17 protein-coding genes are annotated in these 19,552 nt (G+C 70.2%); 12 read left to right on the top strand and 5 right to left on the bottom strand.

All coding sequences use genetic code 11. From position 1 onward, the window contains the following. The first annotated feature begins 192 nt into the window (after positions 1–192). The 8 genes from EER30_RS15580 to EER30_RS15545 all read left to right on the top strand — a co-directional run bounded on the left by EER30_RS15580 (position 193) and on the right by EER30_RS15545 (position 9,026). A complete protein-coding gene (locus EER30_RS15580; RefSeq protein ID WP_127501132.1) occupies positions 193–1,401 on the top strand; it encodes a pyridoxal phosphate-dependent aminotransferase in 1,209 nt (402 codons plus the stop codon). Between the two features lie 209 nt (positions 1,402–1,610). Further along, a complete protein-coding gene (locus EER30_RS15575) occupies positions 1,611–2,540 on the top strand; it encodes a diacylglycerol/lipid kinase family protein (protein ID WP_127501131.1) in 930 nt (309 codons plus the stop codon). 37 nt (positions 2,541–2,577) lie between these two features. After that, positions 2,578–5,124 (top strand): PAS domain-containing sensor histidine kinase, encoded by a 2,547-nt coding sequence (locus tag EER30_RS15570; RefSeq protein ID WP_127501130.1) that lies wholly within the window; start codon positions 2,578–2,580, stop codon positions 5,122–5,124. A gap of 64 nt (positions 5,125–5,188) precedes the next feature. Continuing rightward, entirely contained in the window at positions 5,189–5,707 is a 519-nt protein-coding gene (locus EER30_RS15565; RefSeq protein ID WP_240670034.1) for a SigE family RNA polymerase sigma factor, read from the top strand. Continuing rightward, complete coding sequence (locus EER30_RS15560) at positions 5,704–6,510, top strand: hypothetical protein (RefSeq protein WP_127501129.1); 807 nt, start codon at positions 5,704–5,706, stop codon at positions 6,508–6,510. Before EER30_RS15565 ends, EER30_RS15560 begins: the two co-directional genes overlap by 4 nt. Further along, positions 6,507–7,568: an amidoligase family protein gene (locus EER30_RS15555; RefSeq protein ID WP_127501128.1), complete on the top strand. Its 1,062-nt coding sequence runs from the start codon at positions 6,507–6,509 to the stop codon at positions 7,566–7,568. The genes EER30_RS15560 and EER30_RS15555 overlap by 4 nt, the downstream gene beginning before the upstream one ends. A gap of 172 nt (positions 7,569–7,740) precedes the next feature. Continuing rightward, complete coding sequence (locus EER30_RS15550) at positions 7,741–8,694, top strand: SMP-30/gluconolactonase/LRE family protein (RefSeq protein WP_127501127.1); 954 nt, start codon at positions 7,741–7,743, stop codon at positions 8,692–8,694. Between the two features lie 137 nt (positions 8,695–8,831). Further along, positions 8,832–9,026, top strand: coding sequence for an HAD family hydrolase (locus EER30_RS15545; protein WP_127501126.1), 195 nt, complete (start codon positions 8,832–8,834; stop codon positions 9,024–9,026). A 189-nt stretch (positions 9,027–9,215) separates the two neighbouring features. Here the strand turns inward: EER30_RS15545 and EER30_RS15540 are convergent, their stop codons facing one another. The 4 genes from EER30_RS15540 to EER30_RS15525 form a co-directional block, all read right to left on the bottom strand. Continuing rightward, positions 9,216–11,555, bottom strand: coding sequence for a putative bifunctional diguanylate cyclase/phosphodiesterase (locus EER30_RS15540; RefSeq protein WP_164842342.1), 2,340 nt, complete (start codon positions 11,553–11,555; stop codon positions 9,216–9,218). Between the two features lie 98 nt (positions 11,556–11,653). After that, a complete protein-coding gene (locus tag EER30_RS15535) occupies positions 11,654–13,219 on the bottom strand; it encodes a ricin-type beta-trefoil lectin domain protein (RefSeq protein WP_127501124.1) in 1,566 nt (521 codons plus the stop codon). Positions 13,220–13,260: 41 nt separating this feature from the next. Beyond that, the gene (locus tag EER30_RS15530; RefSeq protein WP_240670046.1) at positions 13,261–13,911 is read right to left on the bottom strand and encodes a prepilin-type N-terminal cleavage/methylation domain-containing protein; all 651 of its coding nucleotides are present in this window, start codon (positions 13,909–13,911) and stop codon (positions 13,261–13,263) included. Further along, positions 13,911–15,293 carry a putative Ig domain-containing protein gene (locus EER30_RS15525; RefSeq protein ID WP_164842341.1) on the bottom strand — a complete coding sequence of 461 codons (1,383 nt, stop codon included), beginning with the start codon at positions 15,291–15,293 and terminating at the stop codon, positions 13,911–13,913. The genes EER30_RS15530 and EER30_RS15525 overlap by 1 nt, the downstream gene beginning before the upstream one ends. A 116-nt stretch (positions 15,294–15,409) precedes the next feature. Here EER30_RS15525 and EER30_RS15520 point away from each other — a divergent pair, with 116 nt between their 5' ends. From EER30_RS15520 to EER30_RS15505, 4 genes are all read left to right on the top strand, one after another. Next, a complete protein-coding gene (locus EER30_RS15520) occupies positions 15,410–16,021 on the top strand; it encodes a class I SAM-dependent methyltransferase (RefSeq protein WP_240670033.1) in 612 nt (203 codons plus the stop codon). A gap of 50 nt (positions 16,022–16,071) precedes the next feature. Next, a complete protein-coding gene (locus EER30_RS15515) occupies positions 16,072–17,067 on the top strand; it encodes an LLM class flavin-dependent oxidoreductase (protein WP_127501121.1) in 996 nt (331 codons plus the stop codon). A gap of 261 nt (positions 17,068–17,328) precedes the next feature. After that, on the top strand, positions 17,329–18,009 hold the full coding sequence (locus tag EER30_RS15510) for a YceI family protein (RefSeq protein WP_127501120.1): 681 nt from the start codon (positions 17,329–17,331) through the stop codon (positions 18,007–18,009). A 133-nt stretch (positions 18,010–18,142) separates the two neighbouring features. Further along, a complete protein-coding gene (locus tag EER30_RS15505; RefSeq protein ID WP_240670032.1) occupies positions 18,143–19,003 on the top strand; it encodes a GGDEF domain-containing protein in 861 nt (286 codons plus the stop codon). On the opposite strand, the gene EER30_RS15500 is transcribed toward EER30_RS15505, so the two are convergent. Then, entirely contained in the window at positions 18,979–19,461 is a 483-nt protein-coding gene (locus tag EER30_RS15500) for a cupin domain-containing protein (protein WP_127501119.1), read from the bottom strand. The genes EER30_RS15505 and EER30_RS15500 overlap by 25 nt on opposite strands. Between the last annotated feature and the right edge of the window lie 91 nt (positions 19,462–19,552).

The following is a 19,552-nucleotide window of genomic DNA, read 5'->3' as shown; positions in this document are numbered from 1 at the left end:
ACAGCCGCCTAGCAGGCGATTCCCAGCCTAGTGATCTAGGTCACTTCAGAAATTAAGCCACGCCTAAGACGTGGGCACCCCTGTTTACCTGCGCAAACAACGAGACTTGGAAATACCTGAACCCTTCAAGGGCCCGCCTCGTACACAACGACGCCGGCGCAGTGGCGTGGGCCCGAGCGAGTGGGAGCGGCGATGGCGGGGACCGGAATCGACACCTCGATCCTGCACAAGGGCGCCCACAGCGCCTCGTACTTCGATCTGTCGCGCAGCGCGGGCGAGGGCGTCGAGATCGTCGACTTCTGCATCCCCTGCAACCCCTATTTCCCCACGCCCGAGATGTTCGACGAACTCAGCCGCGACCTCAGGAACATTCTGAAGTACTACCCGAGCGACTCGTCGAGCATCACCAAGAAGCTGTGCAGCGTGCTCGGCCTGCACCCGCAGACGGTCGCGATGGCCAACGGCTCGACCGAGCTGATCACGTGGATCGACCACCTGCTCATCAAGGAGAGCGTGGCGATCCCGATCCCCACGTTCGGCCGCTGGACCGACCAGCCGCTCGAGACCGGCAAGCGGGTCGACATGTTCCCGCTGCAGGAGCGCGACGGATTCCGGCTCAACCTCGACGACTACGTACGCTTCATCCGCGATCGCGGCTCCCGGGTCGCGGTGGTCTGCAACGTGAACAACCCCGACGGCTGCTACCTGCCGCGGCGCGACGTCATCCGCTTCATGGACCTGCTCGGCGACCTCGACCTCGTCGTCATCGACGAGTCCTTCATCGACTTCTCCGACCTGGAGCAGTACCCGTCGGTCGGCCCCGACGCGGTCATCCGCCCCAACACGGTGGTGCTCAAGAGCCTCGGCAAGAACTTCGGCCTGCACGGCATCCGCTTCGGCTACCTGATGGCCAACCCCGCCATCGCGGGCAAGATCGGCAAGGCGCTTCCGAAGTGGAACCTGAACTCGCTGGCCGAGAAGGTCGTCTTCATGATCCAGGAGCACGAGGAGGAGTACGAGGACAGTCTTCGGCTGCTCAGCCGGGACCGCCGCTCGATGGCCGGCGAACTGGCCCGCATCCCCGGTCTGACCGTGTTCCCGTCGCAGGGCAATTTCATCCTCGTCAAGCTGCCCACCGAGTGGTCGGGCGTGGCGCTGCGCGACTACCTGGTCGCCAACCATGGCGTCTACACCCGCGAGTGCGGTAACAAGCTCGGCATGACCAGCCAGTTCATGCGGCTCGTGGTGCGCCCCGGCCGTGACGTCGACCGCCTCATCGACGGCATGCTCGACTACGGCAGCCAGTTCCGGGCGCGCCCCTACGCCGACGAGGCCCCCGACAACCTGATCCGCTACCCGACGCGCACCGAATACACCGCCCGCCGTGCCGCTAATGCGTAGGCTCCGGCGCATCTTCCGCTCGCGTTGCCTGGCCGGACGTCAGCGCTGGTCGTTCGCGTCCCGCCGCCCGGCCCAGCGTCCCCGCCGGCGCTAGGAAGCCCGCCGGGCCGCGACAGTCCTCCACCACGGTGAAGCCTTTCGGATCGGCCCGTGGTCGCCGGTGTGGCCGTCGGAATCCCGCCGATGGCGCAACCGATAGGGTCAGCGAGGTGCGCACAAAGGAGCAGCTGACCGACGACATCCGCAGCCGGCGGCGGGCCGTGCTGGTGGTGAACACCCACTCGCGCCGGGGCCGGCTGCTCTACGAGAACGCCCGCGAGCGCCTGGCCGAAGCCGGGTTCGAGCTGCTCGGGACGTGCGCCGTCGACCGGCCCCGCGAACTGCCGCACATTCTCGCCGAGGCGCTCGACCGAGGGCCCGACCTGCTCATCGCGGGCGGCGGTGACGGCACCATCAGCACCGCCGCCCGCATTCTCGCCCACAAGGACGTCGCGCTCGGCCTGCTCCCGCTGGGCACCACCAACAATTTCGCCCGCACCGCGCACATCCCGCTCGACCTCGGCGAGGCGATCGAGGTGCTCATCAAGGGCAAGGTGATCGATCTCGACCTCGGTCTGGCCGGTGACGAGCCGTTCACCAACCACGTCGGGGTCGGACTCTCGGCCGAGGTCATGCTCAAGGCGCCCCGGCCGCTCAAGCGCCTGCTGGGCCGCTTCGCCTACCCGCTGACCGCCCTGGGGCTGCTGACCAAGCACGAGCCACTGCGCATCACCGTACGCGCCGGCGGGCGCAGCCACGATTTCGAGAGTCACCAGGTGTACGTGGCCAACGGCGGGCACCACGCCGGACGACCCATCGCCGGGGACGCCGACGCCGACGACCGGCTCCTGGTGGCGTACCCGGTGGGTGGGCCCTCGCGACGGGAACTGCTCGTCGAGACCGCCCGTAACGCGGCCAAGGGGCCCTCGCGCACGCTGCGTGAGGAGCCGTTCCTGGCCGTCGACGAGCTGTGGCTCGAGACCGACCGGCCGGCGCGCGTCGAGGTCGACGGCGAGCCGGGCGGCAGCACCCCGCTGCGCATCGGGCTGGCCGCGAACGCGCTGCGCGTGATGGCCCCGGCCGACGCGCCCGACCGTTGACGCTCAATTCGCGCGGTAACCGGCCGATGCGGCACATATGGGCACGGCATCGCAAGAACTGACCGCCGGCGGCGCGATCACGTCCCCGGAGCGCCTGCGCGTGCTGCACGCGACCGGCCTGCTCGAAGCGGAGTCGGTGCCCTCGCTCGACCGGCTCACCGCGATGGCGGCCCGGCTCACCGGGGCCGGCTCGGCGCTCGTCTCCCTGGTCGACAGCGACCGGCAGCGGTTCGCCAGCGGCTGCGGCCTGCCCGAGGATCTCGAACGCGAGCGCCAGACCCCGCTGAGCCACTCGTTCTGCCAGCATGTGGTCGTCGGCGAGCAGGCGCTGGTCGTCGAGGACGCCCGCACCGACCCGCGCGTCTGCGACAACCTCGCGATCCGCGACTACCAGGTCATCGCCTACCTGGGTTTCCCGCTGCACGCGCCGGGCGGGCAGATCCTGGGGTCGTTCTGCGTGCTGGCCGACCAGCCCCGGGCCTGGACCGAGGACGACCAGGCCACCGTACGGGACCTCGCCGCGGCCGCCGAGGCCCAGATCGCGCTGCGCCTCGCCCACGCCGAACAGCTGCTGGCCGCGCGGCGGATGCAGTCGGTGCTCGACAGCGCTTACGACGCGTACATCTCCCTCGACGCCGCCGGGGATGTCGTCGCCTGGAACGCCGCCGCCGAACGCCTGTTCGGGTACAGCGCCGCCCAGGTCATCGGCCGACCGGTCGCCGAGCTGATCGTGCCCGAGCGCTTCCGCGAGATGCACCGCGCCGGGCTGGCCCGCGTGCGCGAGACCGGGCAGTCGCTGCTCACCGGCCAGCGCCTGCAGCTCGCCGCGGTCGACCGGATGGGCCGCGAGTTCCCGATCGAGATGACCATCCAGGTGCGCTCCGAGAACGGCGAGCTGGTCGCCCACGCCTTCCTGCACGACATCACCGACCGGGTGATCGCCACCAAGGAGCTCGAACGCCGCCGCCAGGAGATCGAGGACGACCGCGCGTTCCTGCAGGCCCTGCTGGACAGCCTCGACACCGGGGTGGCCGCCTGCGACAGCGAGGGCCGGCTGGCCTTCTTCAACCGGGCGCTGCGCCGCATCCACGGCGTCGACGCACTGCCCGGCTCGGCCGGCGAGACCTGGAGCCAGCGGTACGGGTTGCACGCCGCCGACGGCCGCACCCGGCTCGCCGCCGACCAGGTGCCGCTGCTGCGCGCGTTCCGCGGCGAGGTCGTCGAGGGCCAGCAGCTCGTCGTGCCCGGCCCGGACGGGGCCAAGCGCCGTTTCCTCACCAACGCCCGGCCGATCGACACCCCCGACGGACGGCGTCTCGGCGCGGTGGCCGCCATGCACGAGATCACCGACGTGCACCGGGCCGAGATGCTGCGCCGCGCCCGGCACGCGGTCGCCCTGGTGCTCTCCGAGGCGACCAGCGCCGAGCAGGCCGCCGAAGGAGCGGTCGCCTCGGTGACCGACTCGCTGGGCTGGCTCTGCGGCGAATACTGGCAGGTCAGCGAGGACCGGCGGCACATCAGCCGATTCAGCTCGCACACGGGGGCCGGGCGCGAGCTGCCCGGGTTCACCGGGGACGACGAGGTCGCGCACGCCCGGGGTGAGGGTCTTGCGGGCCTGGTCTGGCGCACCGGCGCCGAGGTGTGGGGCGGACAGGAGGCGATCTCGGCGATCCGGGTCGAGGCGGCGCGGGACGCGGGGATCCGTACGGTCATCGGCATGCCGGTGCGGGCCGGGCGACGGGTGCTGGGCGTGCTCGCGTTCTTCCTCGACACCGACCTGCCCCGCGACCCCGACATCGTCGCCGTCCTCGACACGATCGGCACGCACCTGGGCCGCTTCGTCGAACGCCGCCGCGCCGAGGACCTGCAGCTCGAACTGGCCGGCGCCCAGCAGGAGCTCGACCGGATGAAGGACGAGCTGACCGCGGTCGTCATCCACGAGCTGCGCAACCCGATCGGCGTGATCAGGGGATACGTCGAGACGCTGCTGGAGAGTCCCGACCTGGCCGGCGCCGACCGCCGCTACGCCGACGTCGTCGACCGCAACGCCGAGCACCTGCAACGCCTGGTCGGCGACCTGCTCGACCTGGCCCGCCTCGACGCCGGGCACCCGAGCATCGACCCGCGGCCCATGTCGGCCAACCGGCTGCTGCGCGAGGTCGTCGAGAACCACCGGCCCCGGGCCGAGGCCAAGGCGATCGGCGTCGACGTGCGGCTCGGCCCCCACCTGCCCGTGCACGCCGACGCGCACCGGCTGCGCCAGGCCCTGGACAACCTGCTGGCCAACGCGGTCAAGTACACGCCCGAGGGCGGCCGGATCACCGTCACGGCCGAGACCGGCGGCGACTGCACCACGATCGAGGTCGCCGACACCGGCATCGGCATCCCGTCCGAGCAGTATCCGCGACTGTTCAGCCGGTTCTTCCGGGCCAGCAACGCGACGCGCGAGGGGGTCAAGGGCACCGGGCTGGGCCTGGCCGTCACCAAGGCGATCGTCGAGGCCCACCACGGCCACGTCACAGCCCATCCGGCCGACGGCGGTGGCACGGTGTTCACCGTTACGCTACCCACCGTGGAAGCCTGATCCCGTCCGAAAATAATCATGGATGGGGTTGCACAGAACCGGCCCGGAGTGCGTCGTAGTGGTTGTGACCTTCGAGCAATTCGCGATGGCCCGGCTTCCGGCTCTCCTGCGCTACGCGGTCGTCCTCACCGGCGACCGCGATCTCGCCCAGGACGTCGTCCAGGAGGTGCTGGCCCGGGCGCAAGCCCGCTGGAAACGGATCAGCGAGGCGGACGTGCCCGAGGCGTACGTGCGGCGCATGGTGCTCAACGAGTACCTGTCGTGGCGGCGCAGCTGGGCCGTTCGTCATGTGCACGCGGTCGGTGAACGGCTCGTCGACCTCGACGACGCCCGGGGTGGTGTGCGCGACCACGCCGAAGGCATCGTCATGGCCGACGTCCTGTGGCGGCGCCTGGCCACGCTCGGGCGCAAGCAACGGGCCGTCCTCGTGCTGCGCTACTACGAGCAGCTCGACGACGATCAGATCGCCGACCTGCTGGGGTGCTCCCAGGCGACCGTGCGCAGCCACGCGTCGAGGGCACTGAAAACGCTCCGGCTCTCGCCGGAGCTGATGGAACGCGTTCCGGCCGAGGAGAAGTCGTGAATGAGCAGCCGCACCAGCGCCAGCTGCGCGAGGTTTTCGAGCTCATCGAACACAACACCCCCGACCCCGCGGCTGTCTACGCGCGGGTCGAAGAGCTTTCCCAGAGATACAAGCGGCGCCGCCGGGGCGCCCAGATCGCGGTCGGTGGCGTGCTCAGCGCCGGCCTGATCGCCGGCGTCGTCAACCTGCCCGCGTTCCTTCCAACCGGTCCCGGCGCGACAGCCACCCTGCCTGCCGCCGCCCCCAGCGCCGACCCCGAGAAGGCGCGGCAGGAACAGCTCGCCGCCTACGACGCGGCCGGCTACGGCTACGACAACGCCGTGGAACTCGCCAAGCTCTGGAACCAGGGCGGCGGCGACACGGTCTCGGTCAAGGCCGAAGCCGGACGCCGACTGCTGCTCGGCGAGACGCTGCCGATCAAGCCGTCCCCCGACAAGCCGGCCGACGAGGAGCAGACCAGCCCCGACCAGAACAAGCAGTTCGAGGCGTTCTTCAACGCGGGCTACGTGTTCGCCGACGCCGAGAAGCTCGCCGACATCTGGAAGCTGCCCGGCGCGGGGGAGGCCAAGCTCGAAGCCGGCAAGCGCCTGCTCGCCGGGCAGGATCTGCCGGTCAAGCCCAAGCCGGCCAACGTCGCGACCGCGCTCGAGGGCAAGCGCATCGGCGCCTTCTTCGACAAGGGCTACGACTCCGACGACGCGGCCAAGCTGGCCGACCTGTGGCACCTCAAGTCGCCTTACCAGGCGAAAGTCGAGGGCGGTAAGCGGCTGCTGGCCGGCCAGACCTTGCCGATCCAGCCGTGACCGGGCGGTTGCGCCGGCGCATCGGCTTCGAGATCGAGCTGATGGCGCCGCGCGGCGCCAGCCGGCGCAGCCTCGCCGACGACCTGGCCGCCCGCTGCGGCGGCCGGGTCCGCCCGATCTGGCACCGCGACAGCGAGCCGTCGCTGGTGCCCGGCCTCGGCCGGTTCCTCAACCTGACGCTGGGCTTCGCCGTCGACCGTCCCGACGGCACCGAGCTGTGCACCCTGGTCGACGACATCACCTTGCTCGACGGCCTCGACCCGCGCACGCCGGCCCCGCCCGGCTGGTTCCGGGTGCTGAGCGACGAACCCCGGCTGCTGAGCCTGCTCGCGTCGCAGTGCGATCCGGCCGGCCCGCTCGACACGGTGCTCGACGCGGCGGCCGCCCTGTGGGAGACGAAACCGGCCCAGTTCGGCGACGTCTATCGCCTGGACGACCTGGCCGGCGGCACGATCGCGCTGGCCGCCCCGGCCGGCGCCGAACGTGAACGCCCCTGCGAGATCGTCACCCCGCCGATCACCGCGAACCATTTCGAGACGCTGGCCGAGCTGCTGGGGCCGGCACGTGAGCTCGGATTCACCGTGCCGGTCGAGGCGGCCGTCCACCTGCACTTCGACGGCGGCCCGTTCCGCCGGCCGCAGGCGCTGGCCAACGTGGTGCGACTGTTCGCCCACTGGCGCGAGCCGTTGCGGGCGCTGCTGCAGACCAACCCGGCCTGCCGCCGCCTCGCCCCGCTGCCCGGCGCGCTGGTGGCCGCCACCGCCGGCGCGCCCGGGTGGGACGAGTTCAAGCAGGCCGCAACCGACGGCGAGCTGACCAAGTTCTTCGACATCAACCTGACGCAGCTCTTCGCCGAGCAGCCCCTGCGCGACACGATCGAGGTACGCATCCTGCCCGGCGCCCTCGACCCCGGCGAGATCGTCGACCGGGCCGCCCTGGTCGAACTGCTCCTCGAACGCTGCCTGCTCTCCTCGTCGCTGCCCCCGCCCGAAGCCGACCCGGCTGCCGCCGTCGACCAGCTCCTGCACTTCGCGGCCGAATCCCTGGCGCGGCGCTAGCCCTCGTCCGGGGGCGGCGGCCCCGCCGATCAGGGCCGACTCGGTCGGCCACGCTGAGTTCGAGCTCGACGCTCTCGGCCCGGAAGTCGGCTCGCCAGGACGCGGGCGGTGTCCGCTGACGCGTATCACGAACGATGTGACGGCCTCCGGTACAGCGGGCACAATGCCGGGTATGGCCCGCCGACTGATCAATCCGCGCCGCTGGGCGCCGCCGCCGAACGTCGACCGTGGAGCGACGGCGGCCCTGACCGTCCGCGAACGACTCCCGACGGGCGACCGCGGGCCGGAGGACGTCGTCTTCGACCATGCCGGACAGATCGTCACCGGCACCGGGGACGGGCGCATCGTACGGATCGACCCGGCGACGGGGGAGCGCACGGTGCTGGCCGACACGGGTGGGCGGCCGCTCGGGCTGCATGCCTGTGCGGACGGGGCGGTGCTCGTCTGCGACCACGACCGCGGGCTTCTTCAGGTGGGGCCGGACGGGAGCGTCGAGGTGCTGGTGGGTGGGATCTCGTTCGCCAGCAACGTCGTGCAGGGCAGCGACGGCACGATCTGGTTCACCACCTCGACCAGCCGGTGGGACCTCGAGAACCACCTCGGTGACGTCTTCGAGCACTCCTGCACCGGGCGGCTGCTGCGCCGCGACCCGGACGGGACCGTCACCACGCTGCTCGACGACCTGAAGTTCGCCAACGGGCTGGTGCTCGCGCCCGACGAGTCGCACCTGCTTATCGCCGAGACGACCGGCTACCGGATCAGGCGGCACTGGCTGTCCGGGCGCACCGAGACGCTGGTCGACAACCTGCCGGGCTTCCCGGACAACATGTCGCTCGGCAGCGACGGTCTGCTGTGGGTGGCGATCGCCGCGCCGCGCGACGCTTTGCTCGACCGGTTGCTGCCGCTGCCGGGCTTTCTGCGCGTGCTCGTGTGGAACCTGCCGGCCGCCGTGCGCCCGAAGGCCGCATCGATAGCCTGGGTCATGGCTTTTGATCTTGAGGGTGGGCTGGTGCACGACCTGCGTACGACGGACGGCTCCTACGGCTTCGTAACATCGGTGGCCGAGCGCGACGGCACGATCGTCCTCGGCAGCCTGACCGAGACCGACGTGGTGATCGTCAAGTGACCGTCCGCGCGGTGATCTTCGACTTCGACGGCCTGATCCTCGACACCTAGACCCCCGAGTTCGTCGCCTGGCAGGAGGCCTACGCGGCGAACGAGGCCACTCTCGACAGCGCCGAGTGGTCGCGCGTCATCGGCACGATGGAGCCCGGCTGGGACCCGGGCGTCCAGCTCGACGCCCACGTCGGCGCGCCCGTCGACCGCGCGCCGATCAACGCCCGGCACCGCGAACTGATCGACAAGGAGATCGCCCTGCCCGGCGTGCTGTCCTGGCTGGACGAGGCGCGCGAGCTCGGCCTGCGGGTCGCCATCGCCTCAAGCTCGGGCCGGCGGTAGGGCGAGGGCTGTGACGACAGCCAACGGGGTTGGGGTCGTGCTGTTGCGCTTCGGCACCATCCAGCAATCCCTTGTGCCCCATACCTTGTGCGAGCGCGCCGTCCGGGAACGGCCTGCGCAGTCGTCGTCAATGACTTGAGCCCGGTTTCCAGCATCGTGGTGTTTGCGGTGCTGGAAACCGGGCTCAAGTCATTGACCTAAAAGACGACTGCGCCCGCGCAGCGAAGCGGAGCCATTAGGCACGGTGGTTTCTGAGGCTAGGCGCAGGTAAGCGGCGGCTGCCGGGCCGGGGCGGCCGAACAGCCAGCCCTGGCCGCGGTCGCAGCCCAGGGTGCGCAGAAGTTCGGCGTGGTGGGCTGTCTCGACGCCCTCGGCCACGGTCACCAGGCGCAGGCTTCGGGCCAGGTCGACCACGGCGCGTACGAGTGCACCTTGCTGGGCGTCGGTCGTGTCGGCGGGCATGAAGGACTTGTCGATCTTCAGGATGTCGATGGGCAGGTCGCGCAGGTAGGCCAGCGAGGAGTAGCCGGTGCCGAAGTCGTCGATGGCCACCTTGACGCCGTCGGCGCGCAGGGCGGTCAGGTGGGCCAGCGTCAGCTCGGTCTGGGCGCCCGACCGCACCAGCACCCCCTCGGTGATCTCCAGGGTGAGCGCGGCTGGTGGCAGGCTCGTCTCCTCGAGGACGCGGCGCACCGTGTCGGCGAAGGTGGGCTCGGCGAGCTGACGCGGGGAGACGTTGACGGCGATGGTGGTGCCGTAGGCGAGGTGCCACGGGGCCGCGTCGGTGCAGGCTTGGTGCAGCACCCACTCGCCCAGGCCGACGATCAGTCCGCTGTCCTCGGCGGCCGGAATGAAGCGGTCGGGCCCGATCGGGGGCTGGCCGGGCGGGGTCCAGCGCACCAGCGCCTCGAAGCCGACCGACGCGCCGCCGCGCAGCGCGACGATCGGCTGGTAGTGCACCGTGAACTCGCCGGAGTCCAGGCCCTCGCGCAGCCTCTCCACCATGCGGATGCGGTCGGCCTGGTCCTGCCGCAGCCGGGGATCGAAGACCTCGTAGCGGTCCTTGCCCTCGGCCTTAGCCGCGTACAGCGCCAGGTCGGCGTCGCTCAGCAACTCGTCCGCCCCGGCCATGGGCTCCAGGCGGCGGATGCCGATGCTGCCGGTCACGTGCAGCGTGTGACCGCTGACCTCGACCGGCCGGCGCAGCGTGGCCAGCACGGCCTCGGCCCGGGCGCGCACCTCGTCGGCGTCGGCGCCGGGCAGCAGCACGTTGAACTCGTCGCCACCGGGCCGGGCCAGCGTCTCGCCCGGGCCCTGCAGTTCGCGCAGCCGGTCGGCCACGGTGACCAGTAGCTCGTCGCCGATGGTGTGGCCGAGGCGGTCGTTGACGTCCTTGAAGCCGTCGAGGTCGAGCAGCAGCAGCGCGCCGCGTCGCTGGCCGCCGGCCGAGGCCAGGGCGAGCCGTTCCTCGAGCAGGCGGCGGTTGGGCAGGCCGGTCAGCGTGTCGTGCAGCGCCATGTGCCGCATCGACTCCTGCAGGGCGGCCTGTTCGGCCAGCGAGCCGCGCAGGGTCCGGGCCTGGTTCTCGGCCAGCCGGGTGGCCAGCGCCATGCGTACGACCAGAAGCACAGCCACCGCCACGGTCAGGGCCAGCGGCACGCCGAGGTGGCCCAGTTCCAGCACGTGGGCCTGGCTGCTGCGGCGCAGGGCGTACGCGGTGGCGAGCGGGCCGATGAGCACGAGCAGGATGTGCAGCGTGAGGATGCGCCAGGTGCCCACGGTGGCGTCCGGGGCCGGGCCGCGCTGGGCTGTGCGGGGGTGCAGGGCGGCCGTCGCGATCAGGACGAAGGCGCCGGTCCAGCCACCGACGCTCAGCGTCATCGAGCCGGGGATGGGCAGGTCCTGGGTGACCTGGATGAAGTAGCGCACGTCGGACGCGGTCATCAGCATCGTGCCGGCCAGCACGATGAGGTGGGGCACGGACAGCCTCGCCTGCAGGACGATCAGGCGGATCGCCAGCCCGGTCACGAGAGCGTCGAGGAACGGGTAGGCGACGACGGCGTTGTTGGTCAGGGGCGTGGTGCGGTCGGCGACGTACGGGTCGTAGAGCAGCACCCAGGCGAGCACGGTGCCGGTGCACATGACGATCGCGGTCTCGGTGATGCCGGCCCAGCGGGAGGTGCCGGAGCGTTCCGGCAGCAGCATCAGCCCGATCGACAGTGGCAGGTAGGCCCAGATGAACAGGCTGTCGAAGACCGGGATGTGAGCGCCGGGGATCAGGGGCGCGTCCGGCCAGAACGCCCAGACGGCCGGTCCCATCGCCCCCAGGCCGGCCGAGATCGCGAGCAGCGTCCACGCGCGCCGCCGTACGGGCTTGTTCCGGCGGATGCCGACCGCCACGACCAGCGCGGAGGCGAGGCCGACGGCGCTGTAGACGACCAACTCGCCGGGTGTGCCGAACATCGGCGCGACCACGACGATGACCAGGGCCGCGGACAGCAGCCACCAGACATAGGCGCGTGGAGCCACCGGACCGCTCCTCGCTCGGGGGACCTCGCCAGATATGCCTTCATTCTGTCGCCGCGAGCCCCCGGAATCCGGCGAATCGACGATCATGGGCGGCCGGCTCACCGCGCGTTGGTCGGCGACTCGCCGATGTCCTTGAGCGCGAGCGCCTCGATGACGTTCTTGTCGGCGTTCCACTTCTGCAGGGTGGAACCGTCGCAGTCGGCCACGTAGATCTTGCTGATCTTGTTGACGGCCTGGTAGATGTCGCTCGGGGAGGCGTTCGGGTCGCGGGGCTGCAGGCACTTGCCGTTCACGTCGAGGATCCGGTAGCTGGTCACGTAGAGCTTCGTACGCCCGTAGACCGTCCACTTCTGCGACGCGCTGCCGTCACAGAGTTTGGTCGTCACATATTGGTAGACCGCCGTCGACAGCGGGCTCTGCAGGCAGTACTGGATGCCGGTCGCGGTGTAGGTGGTGTAGATGATGCCCGAGGCGTAGTTGAGCTCGGTCGCCGTCGTGGCCGGGTCGGCCACCTCGGGCAGGGCCGGCAGCGTGTACCGCTGGTTCCACGACACCTTGGTCGGGTTGGGGTTCTGCTTGCACGGCCACGCGATCATGTGCGTCGCCAGTGGGTTCTGGCCGGTGTCGTCGAGGCAGCGGCCGAACTGGTTGTAGTTGATGAGCTGGCCGATCGACCGTCCCACGTCCGAGTCGGCCTGGCCCGCGCCGACGTTCGCGTCCGACGAGAACGTGTTCGTGTTGTTGTAGCCGCCGCCGCAGCTCTTCAGGATGGTCAGGTTGCTGCCGGGCACGTTCGGGTTCTGCACCTGGAAGCAGTAGCCGTCGACGTCGGTGCCGTTGTTGTTGGTGCCGACCAGGTTCGCCGAGTCGTTGAAGCTCCACTGCTGGCGGTAGATCGCGGGCTTGCCGGTCTGGCATGGCTGCAACAGCACCTGCGCGTTCGGCGTGTGGTTGGCGCCGGCGTCGAGGCACATCCCGTACGGCAGGGATTTGGTCTGGGACGAGACCAGCACGAACTGCAGGGTGGACGTGTAGGCCCAGGTCTGCGCGACGTTGCCGGAGCTGCACATCTGCAGTTTCGCGGGCGTGCCGGGGGCGGGGTCGCCCGAGCCGGCGTCGATGCACAGGTCGTTGAGCGTGGTGCTGCCGCGGAAGACGTGCACGAGGCCGCCGAGGATGTTGGTGTTGACCAGGTGGAAGACGTACGTGCCGGTGAGGGTGCGCTTCGCGGTGTCGCCGCCGTAGCTCGCGGTGCCGACCGACGTGAAGACGGCGTAGAACGGGACGTCCTTGGCGCCGCCGACCGAGGTGCACGCGATGGCGTGCGCCGTCAGCCACGCCGGGTCCTGCCAGTGGCCCTGCGGATCGGAGTCGTAGTAGACGACCGACACGGTCCACTCGCCCGGGTTGCCGTTGCCGACCTTGCCGGTGATCGGGTCGCACTGCAGCTTCTCGCGGTCGCCCACGGTCTCGCCGGTCTTGGCGTCGACCTTGGTGGACGCCCGGATCTGGGCCAGCCCCGCCTCGAGCCCGGACTGCGACGCGTGCAACGCCAGCACGCGGCGGGCGTCGTACCCGGCGCTGCGGATCTGGCTGATCACCATCGTGCCGAGCGTGCCGCTGAGTGTCAGTCCCACGAGCACCACGAGCATCGCCAGCGGCATCGAGCCACGGTCGCCTTGCCGGCACCGCCATCGCAGGCTTCTCACGACGCCACCGCCCGCGCCTCGACGCAGGTCGCCGCGTTCGGGTTGCCGGCCGTGGAGGTCGAGACCTCGGCCGACGTCGCGTTGAGCGCGGTGAAGGTCACGTTGGTCTCCCGGGTGGCTCCCTGGCGGGCTGTGTCCGGCGGGCTGCCGCTGCCGCCGCCCGCCACCGAGGTCATGGCGAGGGTCAGGCGCTGGTAGCGGAAGCCGGTCAGTGAGCCCTTGTCGGCGGGCACGACGGTGAACGGGGTCGTCGCGAGGACGTTGGTGGCCAGGACGGTCCACGCGGTCGGGGCGAGCGGGTCGACGTTCTTGGTCCACTGGCGTCGCTGCAGTTCCCGGGCCGTGGTGTTGACCCGCAGCTCGACGCACGTGTCGATGTTGCTGACGCTCATCAGGTATTCGACGTACCAGTCGCCGTTGACCTGGGCCGGGTCGCTGATGCTGCGGGCGTAGCGGATCTCCTGGTCGAGCCGCACGTACATGGCCTCGATCTGGCGCTGGGCGTCGAAGGAGCTCTCCACCGTGTTGGTCGACCGGTAGATCTGGTTCATCGCCACCGTGAACAGCGTGCCCACGATCGACATGATCGACATCGCGACCACGACCTCGATGAGCGTGATGCCGTCGTCGTCGCGCGGCCACCGCATCACGGGGTCACCTTCCAGCTCAGCGTCTTGGTCACTGTGATGCCCGCCGAGTCGGTCACCTTCACCACGACCGAGTACGTAGCGGCGGCCAGGGGAGTGCCGCTGATGATCCCGGTGAAGGGGTCGAGCAGCAGGCCGGCCGGCAGACCCGTGGCGGTCCACAGCGTGTACGGGCGGATGCCCCCGGTGGCGGCCAGAGTCACCGGGGTGATCGCGTTGCCGGCCTTCGCGTTGGCCGGGTTGCCACTCGTGATCGACAGCGCGGGCACGATCCAGCTGAACGTCTTCGAGTCGGTCTGGGCCCACTTGTCGGTCACGACCAGCGTCACGTCGAAGGTGCCGACGGTCGTCGGGGTCCCGCTGATCGTGCCGGTGCTCGCGTCCAGCGTGAGGCCGGGCGGCAGGCCCGACGCACCCCAGCCCCCGGGTTTCACCGTCGACCAGGCGTACGGGATGGTGCCGTTCGCAACCACGAAGGTCTTGGTGTACGCCACCCCGCCCTGGGACGTCTGCGTGCCCGGCGCGGTCATCGTGGGCAGCGCCTTGATCACCCAGCTGAAGCTGACCGAGCTCTCCTGCTTGTACGCGTCGGTGACCGTGATCTTGACGGCCGAGGTCCCGGTCGCGGTCGGAGTGCCGCCGACGGTCCCGGTGGCCGGGTCGATCGCCAGCCCGGCGGGCAGTCCCGTTGCCGTCCAGACGTGCGGGGCCTGGCCGCCGGACTTCGTGAACGGCAGGGTCAGCGGCACCGTGACGTCGTGGGTCTGCGTGCCGGGCGTCGTGGTCAGCGAGAGGCCGGTCAGGTTCTCGTTCGAGTTGAACAGCGGCTCCTCGGTGTTCTTCGAGATGAGCGCCGAGGTGACGTACGAGCAGGCGTCGCCGTCGCAGTACTTGTCGGTCCAGGTGACCGCGACGATGACCCGGTAGAACGGCGCCCCGGTCGCGCTGGTGGTGCAGGTGCCGTCGTCGGCGCGGTTGCACGAGCCGATGTACCACCGCTGGCGGTACTCGATGCCGTTCAGGACCAGGTTGCGGAAGGTCGTCGGCAGGGCCGCGGTCGCCCCGGCGCCGGTGGCCGCGCTCTCGTCGAACTCCATGGTGTCGGTCAGCAGGCTCGCGACGCCGGGGACGGGGTTGGTCCACTGGTCCAGCGAGCTCGCCTGGTCGCGGCCGGTGAGCATGGCGTTGACCTGCAGGGCGCGGGTGCGCTCCATCGCGTCGCCGGCGGCCTGGATCGCGGCCTGCCGGTCGCCCTGCAGATGGATGACCCGGAGGCTGACCACGTAGAAGGAGGCCAGCGACAGCATCACGATCGAGATGATCGCGATCGCGACCACCACTTCCATCATGGTGAAGCCGTCGTCCCGCCGGTGCCTTTGCACGGGCGCTCCTTTCCCTGCCTGGCCTTTCCTGGCCATCGGGCGCGTAACCAGCCATAAGCCCCATCGGCAGGGAAGTCCGTTCATCAAGCGATAGGGACACCCGGTAGGTTCTTCGCGTGGCACGAGCACTCGACGACGCGCAACCCCCGGCCGATTCCGTCTCGCTGGACTACTTCAGCGGGCTCTACATGGCCAAGGACGATCCGTGGGACCTGGCGACGAAATGGCACGACCAGCGCAAGTACGCGGTCACGGTGGCCAGCCTCCCGCGGGAGCACTACCGCTCCTGCTACGAGCCGGGCGCCTCGATCGGGCTGCTCACGCGGTTGCTCGCGGCCCGCTGTGACGAGGTGCTGGCGGTCGACTCGGTCGACTCGGCCGTCGAGCAGGGCCGCGCCATCGTCGCCGACCTGCCGAACGTGCGGTTCGAGCGGGCCGAGCTGCCCGCCGAGCTGCCCGACGCCGCGTACGACCTGATCGTGGTGGGCGACCTTCTCTACTACTTCAACGAGGCCGACCTGCACGCCACGCTCGACGGGCTGGTCCAGCGGCTGGAAGAGAACGGGGACATCGTCGCCGTGCACTTCCGCGACCGGGCCGACGGCGGCAACTACGACGGCTTCCAGGTGCACGCCGCGCTGGCCGCCCGCGAGGGGCTCGAGCGGGTCGTGCACCACGAGGACGAGTGGTTCCTGCTCGACGTGTTCCGGCGCACAGTGCCGGTGTAAGGACCGGGGAGTACTTTCAGAGCTGTCCATACCTTCAGGAGGCAGCTCACATGGCGATCGCGATCTCGATTCTCGACCTCGCGCCGATCAGCGGGGGACAGACGGCCCGCGACAGCTTCGAGGCCAGCGTCGAGCTGGCCCGCGCCGCCGAGCGGACGGGCTACGAACGCGTCTGGTACGCCGAGCACCACAACATGCCGACGATCGCCTCCTCGGCGACCAGCGTCGTGATCGGTTATGTGGCCGCCCATACCGAGCGCATCCGCCTCGGCGCGGGCGGCATCATGCTGCCCAACCACTCGCCGCTGGTGATCGCCGAGCAGTTCGGCACGCTCGGCACGCTCTTCCCCGGCCGCATCGACCTGGGGCTGGGTCGCGCCCCCGGCAGCGACCAGAACACGATGCTGGCCCTGCGCCGCGACAACGGCTCGGCCGACACGTTCCCGCAGGACGTGCTCGAGCTCAACGGCTACCTCACCGGCCACTCGCGCATCCCGGGCGTCGAGGCGGTGCCGCGTCCGGCCGAGTCCGTGCCGCTCTACATCCTCGGGTCCTCGTTGTTCGGCGCTCAGCTCGCCGCCCAGCTCGGGTTGCCGTACGCGTTCGCCTCGCACTTCGCCCCCGACGCGCTGCACCAGGCCGTGACCGTCTATCGCGAGACGTTCCGCCCGTCGGCCCAGCTCGCCGAGCCGTACGTGATCGCCGGGGTGAACGTCTTCGCCGCCGACGACCACGAGACCGCGCAGCAGCAGCGGGTCAAGGCCTACCGGTCGCGCACCCGCGCCTTCATCACCCGGGGCGCCCGCGGCTCGAACTTCACCGACGCCGAGATCGACGCCTTCCTGGAGTCGCCGGCCGGGCAGGGTCTGGCCAACATGACGAAATACACCGTCGCCGGCACTCCCGACGAGGTTCGCGAATACCTGGTGAAGTTCGCCGAGGAGGCGGGCGCCGACGAATTGATTACCGCGCACCACGCTTCGAGCGTGTCGGATCGCGTACGTTCCGTCGAACTCACCGGCGAAATCATGCGCGTATCGAAATAGCTCGTTCCGCATTCCGGAATGGTGTCGATCGTCACGCGAGTCGCTTTTGTTTCAAGGTCCGGAACTCTGTGTGACGAACGACGTCCCAATGTGACCTGGGTCGCTGCCTAAATCGGTCGTTTCCACATTTTCAGGTCGAGTGGTGTGGGCCACTGACCTGCGGTTGAGCACCCTCGGTGGCGATCCAGGAGGCAGCAGCGCACATTTACCGCCTAGGATTCTTTGAATTCGGAGAACCTGCTCGAGGGGTGGAGCGCTGCTATGGTCGATCGACCGATCCGCGAGTGGAACGGCCTGACCATTCCCGACCCGGGTGTGTACAAGCTGGACGACGGCCATAAAAGACTCGGCTTTCTCGCCCAGCACATGATGGTCAGCCCGGTGCGCGGCGAGTTCGCCCGCGGAAACGCCACCATTGTCGTCGGCGAGGACCCGGCCCGTTCCTCGGTCACCGCCACGATCGACACCACCAGCATCAACACCCACAACCCCGACCGCGACACCCACCTGTCCAGCCCCGACTTCCTCGACGTGGCCCGCTTCCCGACGATGGAGTACCGCAGCACCGGGGTGCAGTGGCAGGAGAGCAACGACGACATCTTCCTGTGGGCGCGGCTGCGTCAGAACCCGCTGTCGCGCCGGCCCAACGCGGCCGCCGTGCCCGCGGCGAAGGCCAGCGGCAAGTTCGTCGTCTCCGGCCTGCTCACGATCAAGGACGTGACCCGGCCGGTCGACCTGAACGTCGAGTACGGCGGTGCGCGCCGCGACCCGTACGGCCGCGACATCTTCGGCTTCAGCGCGACGGCCGACTTCGAACGCGAGGACTTCGGGCTGGTCTGGAACGTGGCCCTGGAGACCGGCGGCTGGCTCGTGGGCAAGACGGTGCGCATCGAGATCGCCGGCGAGGCCGTGCTCGAGACGGGCGTGCGGGAGCTGACCTGACCCTGCGGGAAGCCGTTTTGCTTTAACTCTCAAGTCAATAGCGGGCGGGTCGATAGGGGGCGTCATGGGCCGCCCTGGTCCGTGAGGACCGGAGGGACGGGTGGCGGACTCGGCGCACGGCAGGACGGGCACCGTGCAGACCACCTTCTTCGGGCTCGGGCTGGCCGCCGTCGTGGCGGTCATGTTCGCCCACCCGCACCCGCCGCGCTCGGGCCGCAAGCCCTACAGCCTTCTCCCGTACGGGGCCATGATCGTTGCTTTCGGTGCGCTGGTGAGCGCACTCCCGGGCGGCGTGACCCCGCGCCTGTGGGGCGTGGTGGCCGGCCGGGGCCTGATCGGCGCCCTGGTCGCGGCCCGCCAGCTCGTCGCGTTCCAGGACAACACCGCACTCATCGACCGGCTGCGCGAGCAGGAGACGCGGCTGTGGAGCCTGGCCCACTTCGACGGGCTGACCGGGCTCGCCAACCGCCGGCACTTCCACGACCAGGTGGTCCACGCGCTCGCTACCGCCGAGGCGTCCGTGCTGGTGATCGACCTCGACGGGTTCAAGGCGGTCAACGACACGATGGGCCACGCGGCCGGCGACGCGCTGCTGACCGCGGTGGCCGACCGGCTGCGCGGTGCCATCCGGGCCGTCGATGTGGCGGCCCGGCTCGGCGGCGACGAATTCGCGGTGCTGCTCACCGGCTGCCCTGTCGACGAGGCCGAGCGTACGGCCGAACGGATCTTGACCGCGCTGACCGTGCCCGAACGGATCGAGGGCGTGCCGGTGCGGGCGGCGGCCAGCATCGGGGTGGCCGTCGCCCGCACCGGCGCGGACGTGGGTTCGCTGCTGCGCGAGGCCGACCTGGCCATGTACGGCGCGAAGCGGCAGGGCAAAGGCACGTGGCTGCGGCACGGCGTCGCCCTGCCGCTGGTTGCCGACGCTCAGCCGCTGGTCAGTGGCGGTCAGCCGTTGGTCACCGGCGTTCAGCCCAGCCAGATGTTGTCGTGATAGGCGTAGAAGTCGGCGCGTTCCTCCTCGTCCATCTGCGCGACCCGTACGAGGCCCTCGAAGTAGCCCTCGCGCGGCGCCCCCGGTGAGAAGTGCAGCAGCATCGACGCGGGCGCGCCCGACTCGTTCTTGAACGCGTGGATCCCGCCGATGGGTACGTGCACGTAGTCGCCCGGCTCGGTGTCGATCCACTGCTTGCCGTCGTAGATGCGCATGCTGCCGCTCAGGATGTAGAACGACTCGGCGATCGAGCGATGGAAGTGCGCGTCCGGCCCGGTGACGCCCGGCCCGCACTCCCACCGGTAGAGCCCGAACAGCCCGCCGGTCGACGCCCCGGTCGACAGGTAGTGGACCTTGGTGCCGTTCGGATAGACCAGCTCGGGCGCGGTGCCGTCCGGCCGGTAGGTGGCGCTGACTTCCCCGGTTTCCCCGTGATACTGCGGCGGTGGATACGTCATGATCCCATCCTGCCTCGCCTTCGCGATCCGTGTCACACCGGTGAAGGCCCGTCGTGTGGGAACGTCGGTGCTCTGGGGGAACCCACCGAGC

The sequence above is a fragment of the Actinoplanes solisilvae genome (assembly GCF_003999975.1).
Lineage (GTDB): Bacteria > Actinomycetota > Actinomycetes > Mycobacteriales > Micromonosporaceae > Actinoplanes > Actinoplanes solisilvae.
This window is presented reverse-complemented; position numbering and strand designations above follow the sequence as displayed.

Bases quoted from the DNA above. Each gene is read 5' to 3' on its own strand.
- EER30_RS15580 (WP_127501132.1), top strand. From the start codon at position 193: ATGGCGGGGACCGGAATCGACACCTCGATCCTGCACAAGGGCGCCCAC.
- EER30_RS15570 (WP_127501130.1), top strand. From the start codon at position 2,578: ATGGGCACGGCATCGCAAGAACTGACCGCCGGCGGCGCGATCACGTCC.
- EER30_RS15550 (WP_127501127.1), top strand. From the start codon at position 7,741: ATGGCCCGCCGACTGATCAATCCGCGCCGCTGGGCGCCGCCGCCGAAC.
- EER30_RS15545 (WP_127501126.1), top strand. From the start codon at position 8,832: ATGGAGCCCGGCTGGGACCCGGGCGTCCAGCTCGACGCCCACGTCGGC.
- EER30_RS15535 (WP_127501124.1), bottom strand. From the start codon at position 13,219: ATGCCGCTGGCGATGCTCGTGGTGCTCGTGGGACTGACACTCAGCGGC.
- EER30_RS15530 (WP_240670046.1), bottom strand. From the start codon at position 13,911: ATGCGGTGGCCGCGCGACGACGACGGCATCACGCTCATCGAGGTCGTG.
- EER30_RS15515 (WP_127501121.1), top strand. From the start codon at position 16,072: ATGGCGATCGCGATCTCGATTCTCGACCTCGCGCCGATCAGCGGGGGA.
- EER30_RS15510 (WP_127501120.1), top strand. From the start codon at position 17,329: ATGGTCGATCGACCGATCCGCGAGTGGAACGGCCTGACCATTCCCGAC.
- EER30_RS15500 (WP_127501119.1), bottom strand. From the start codon at position 19,461: ATGACGTATCCACCGCCGCAGTATCACGGGGAAACCGGGGAAGTCAGC.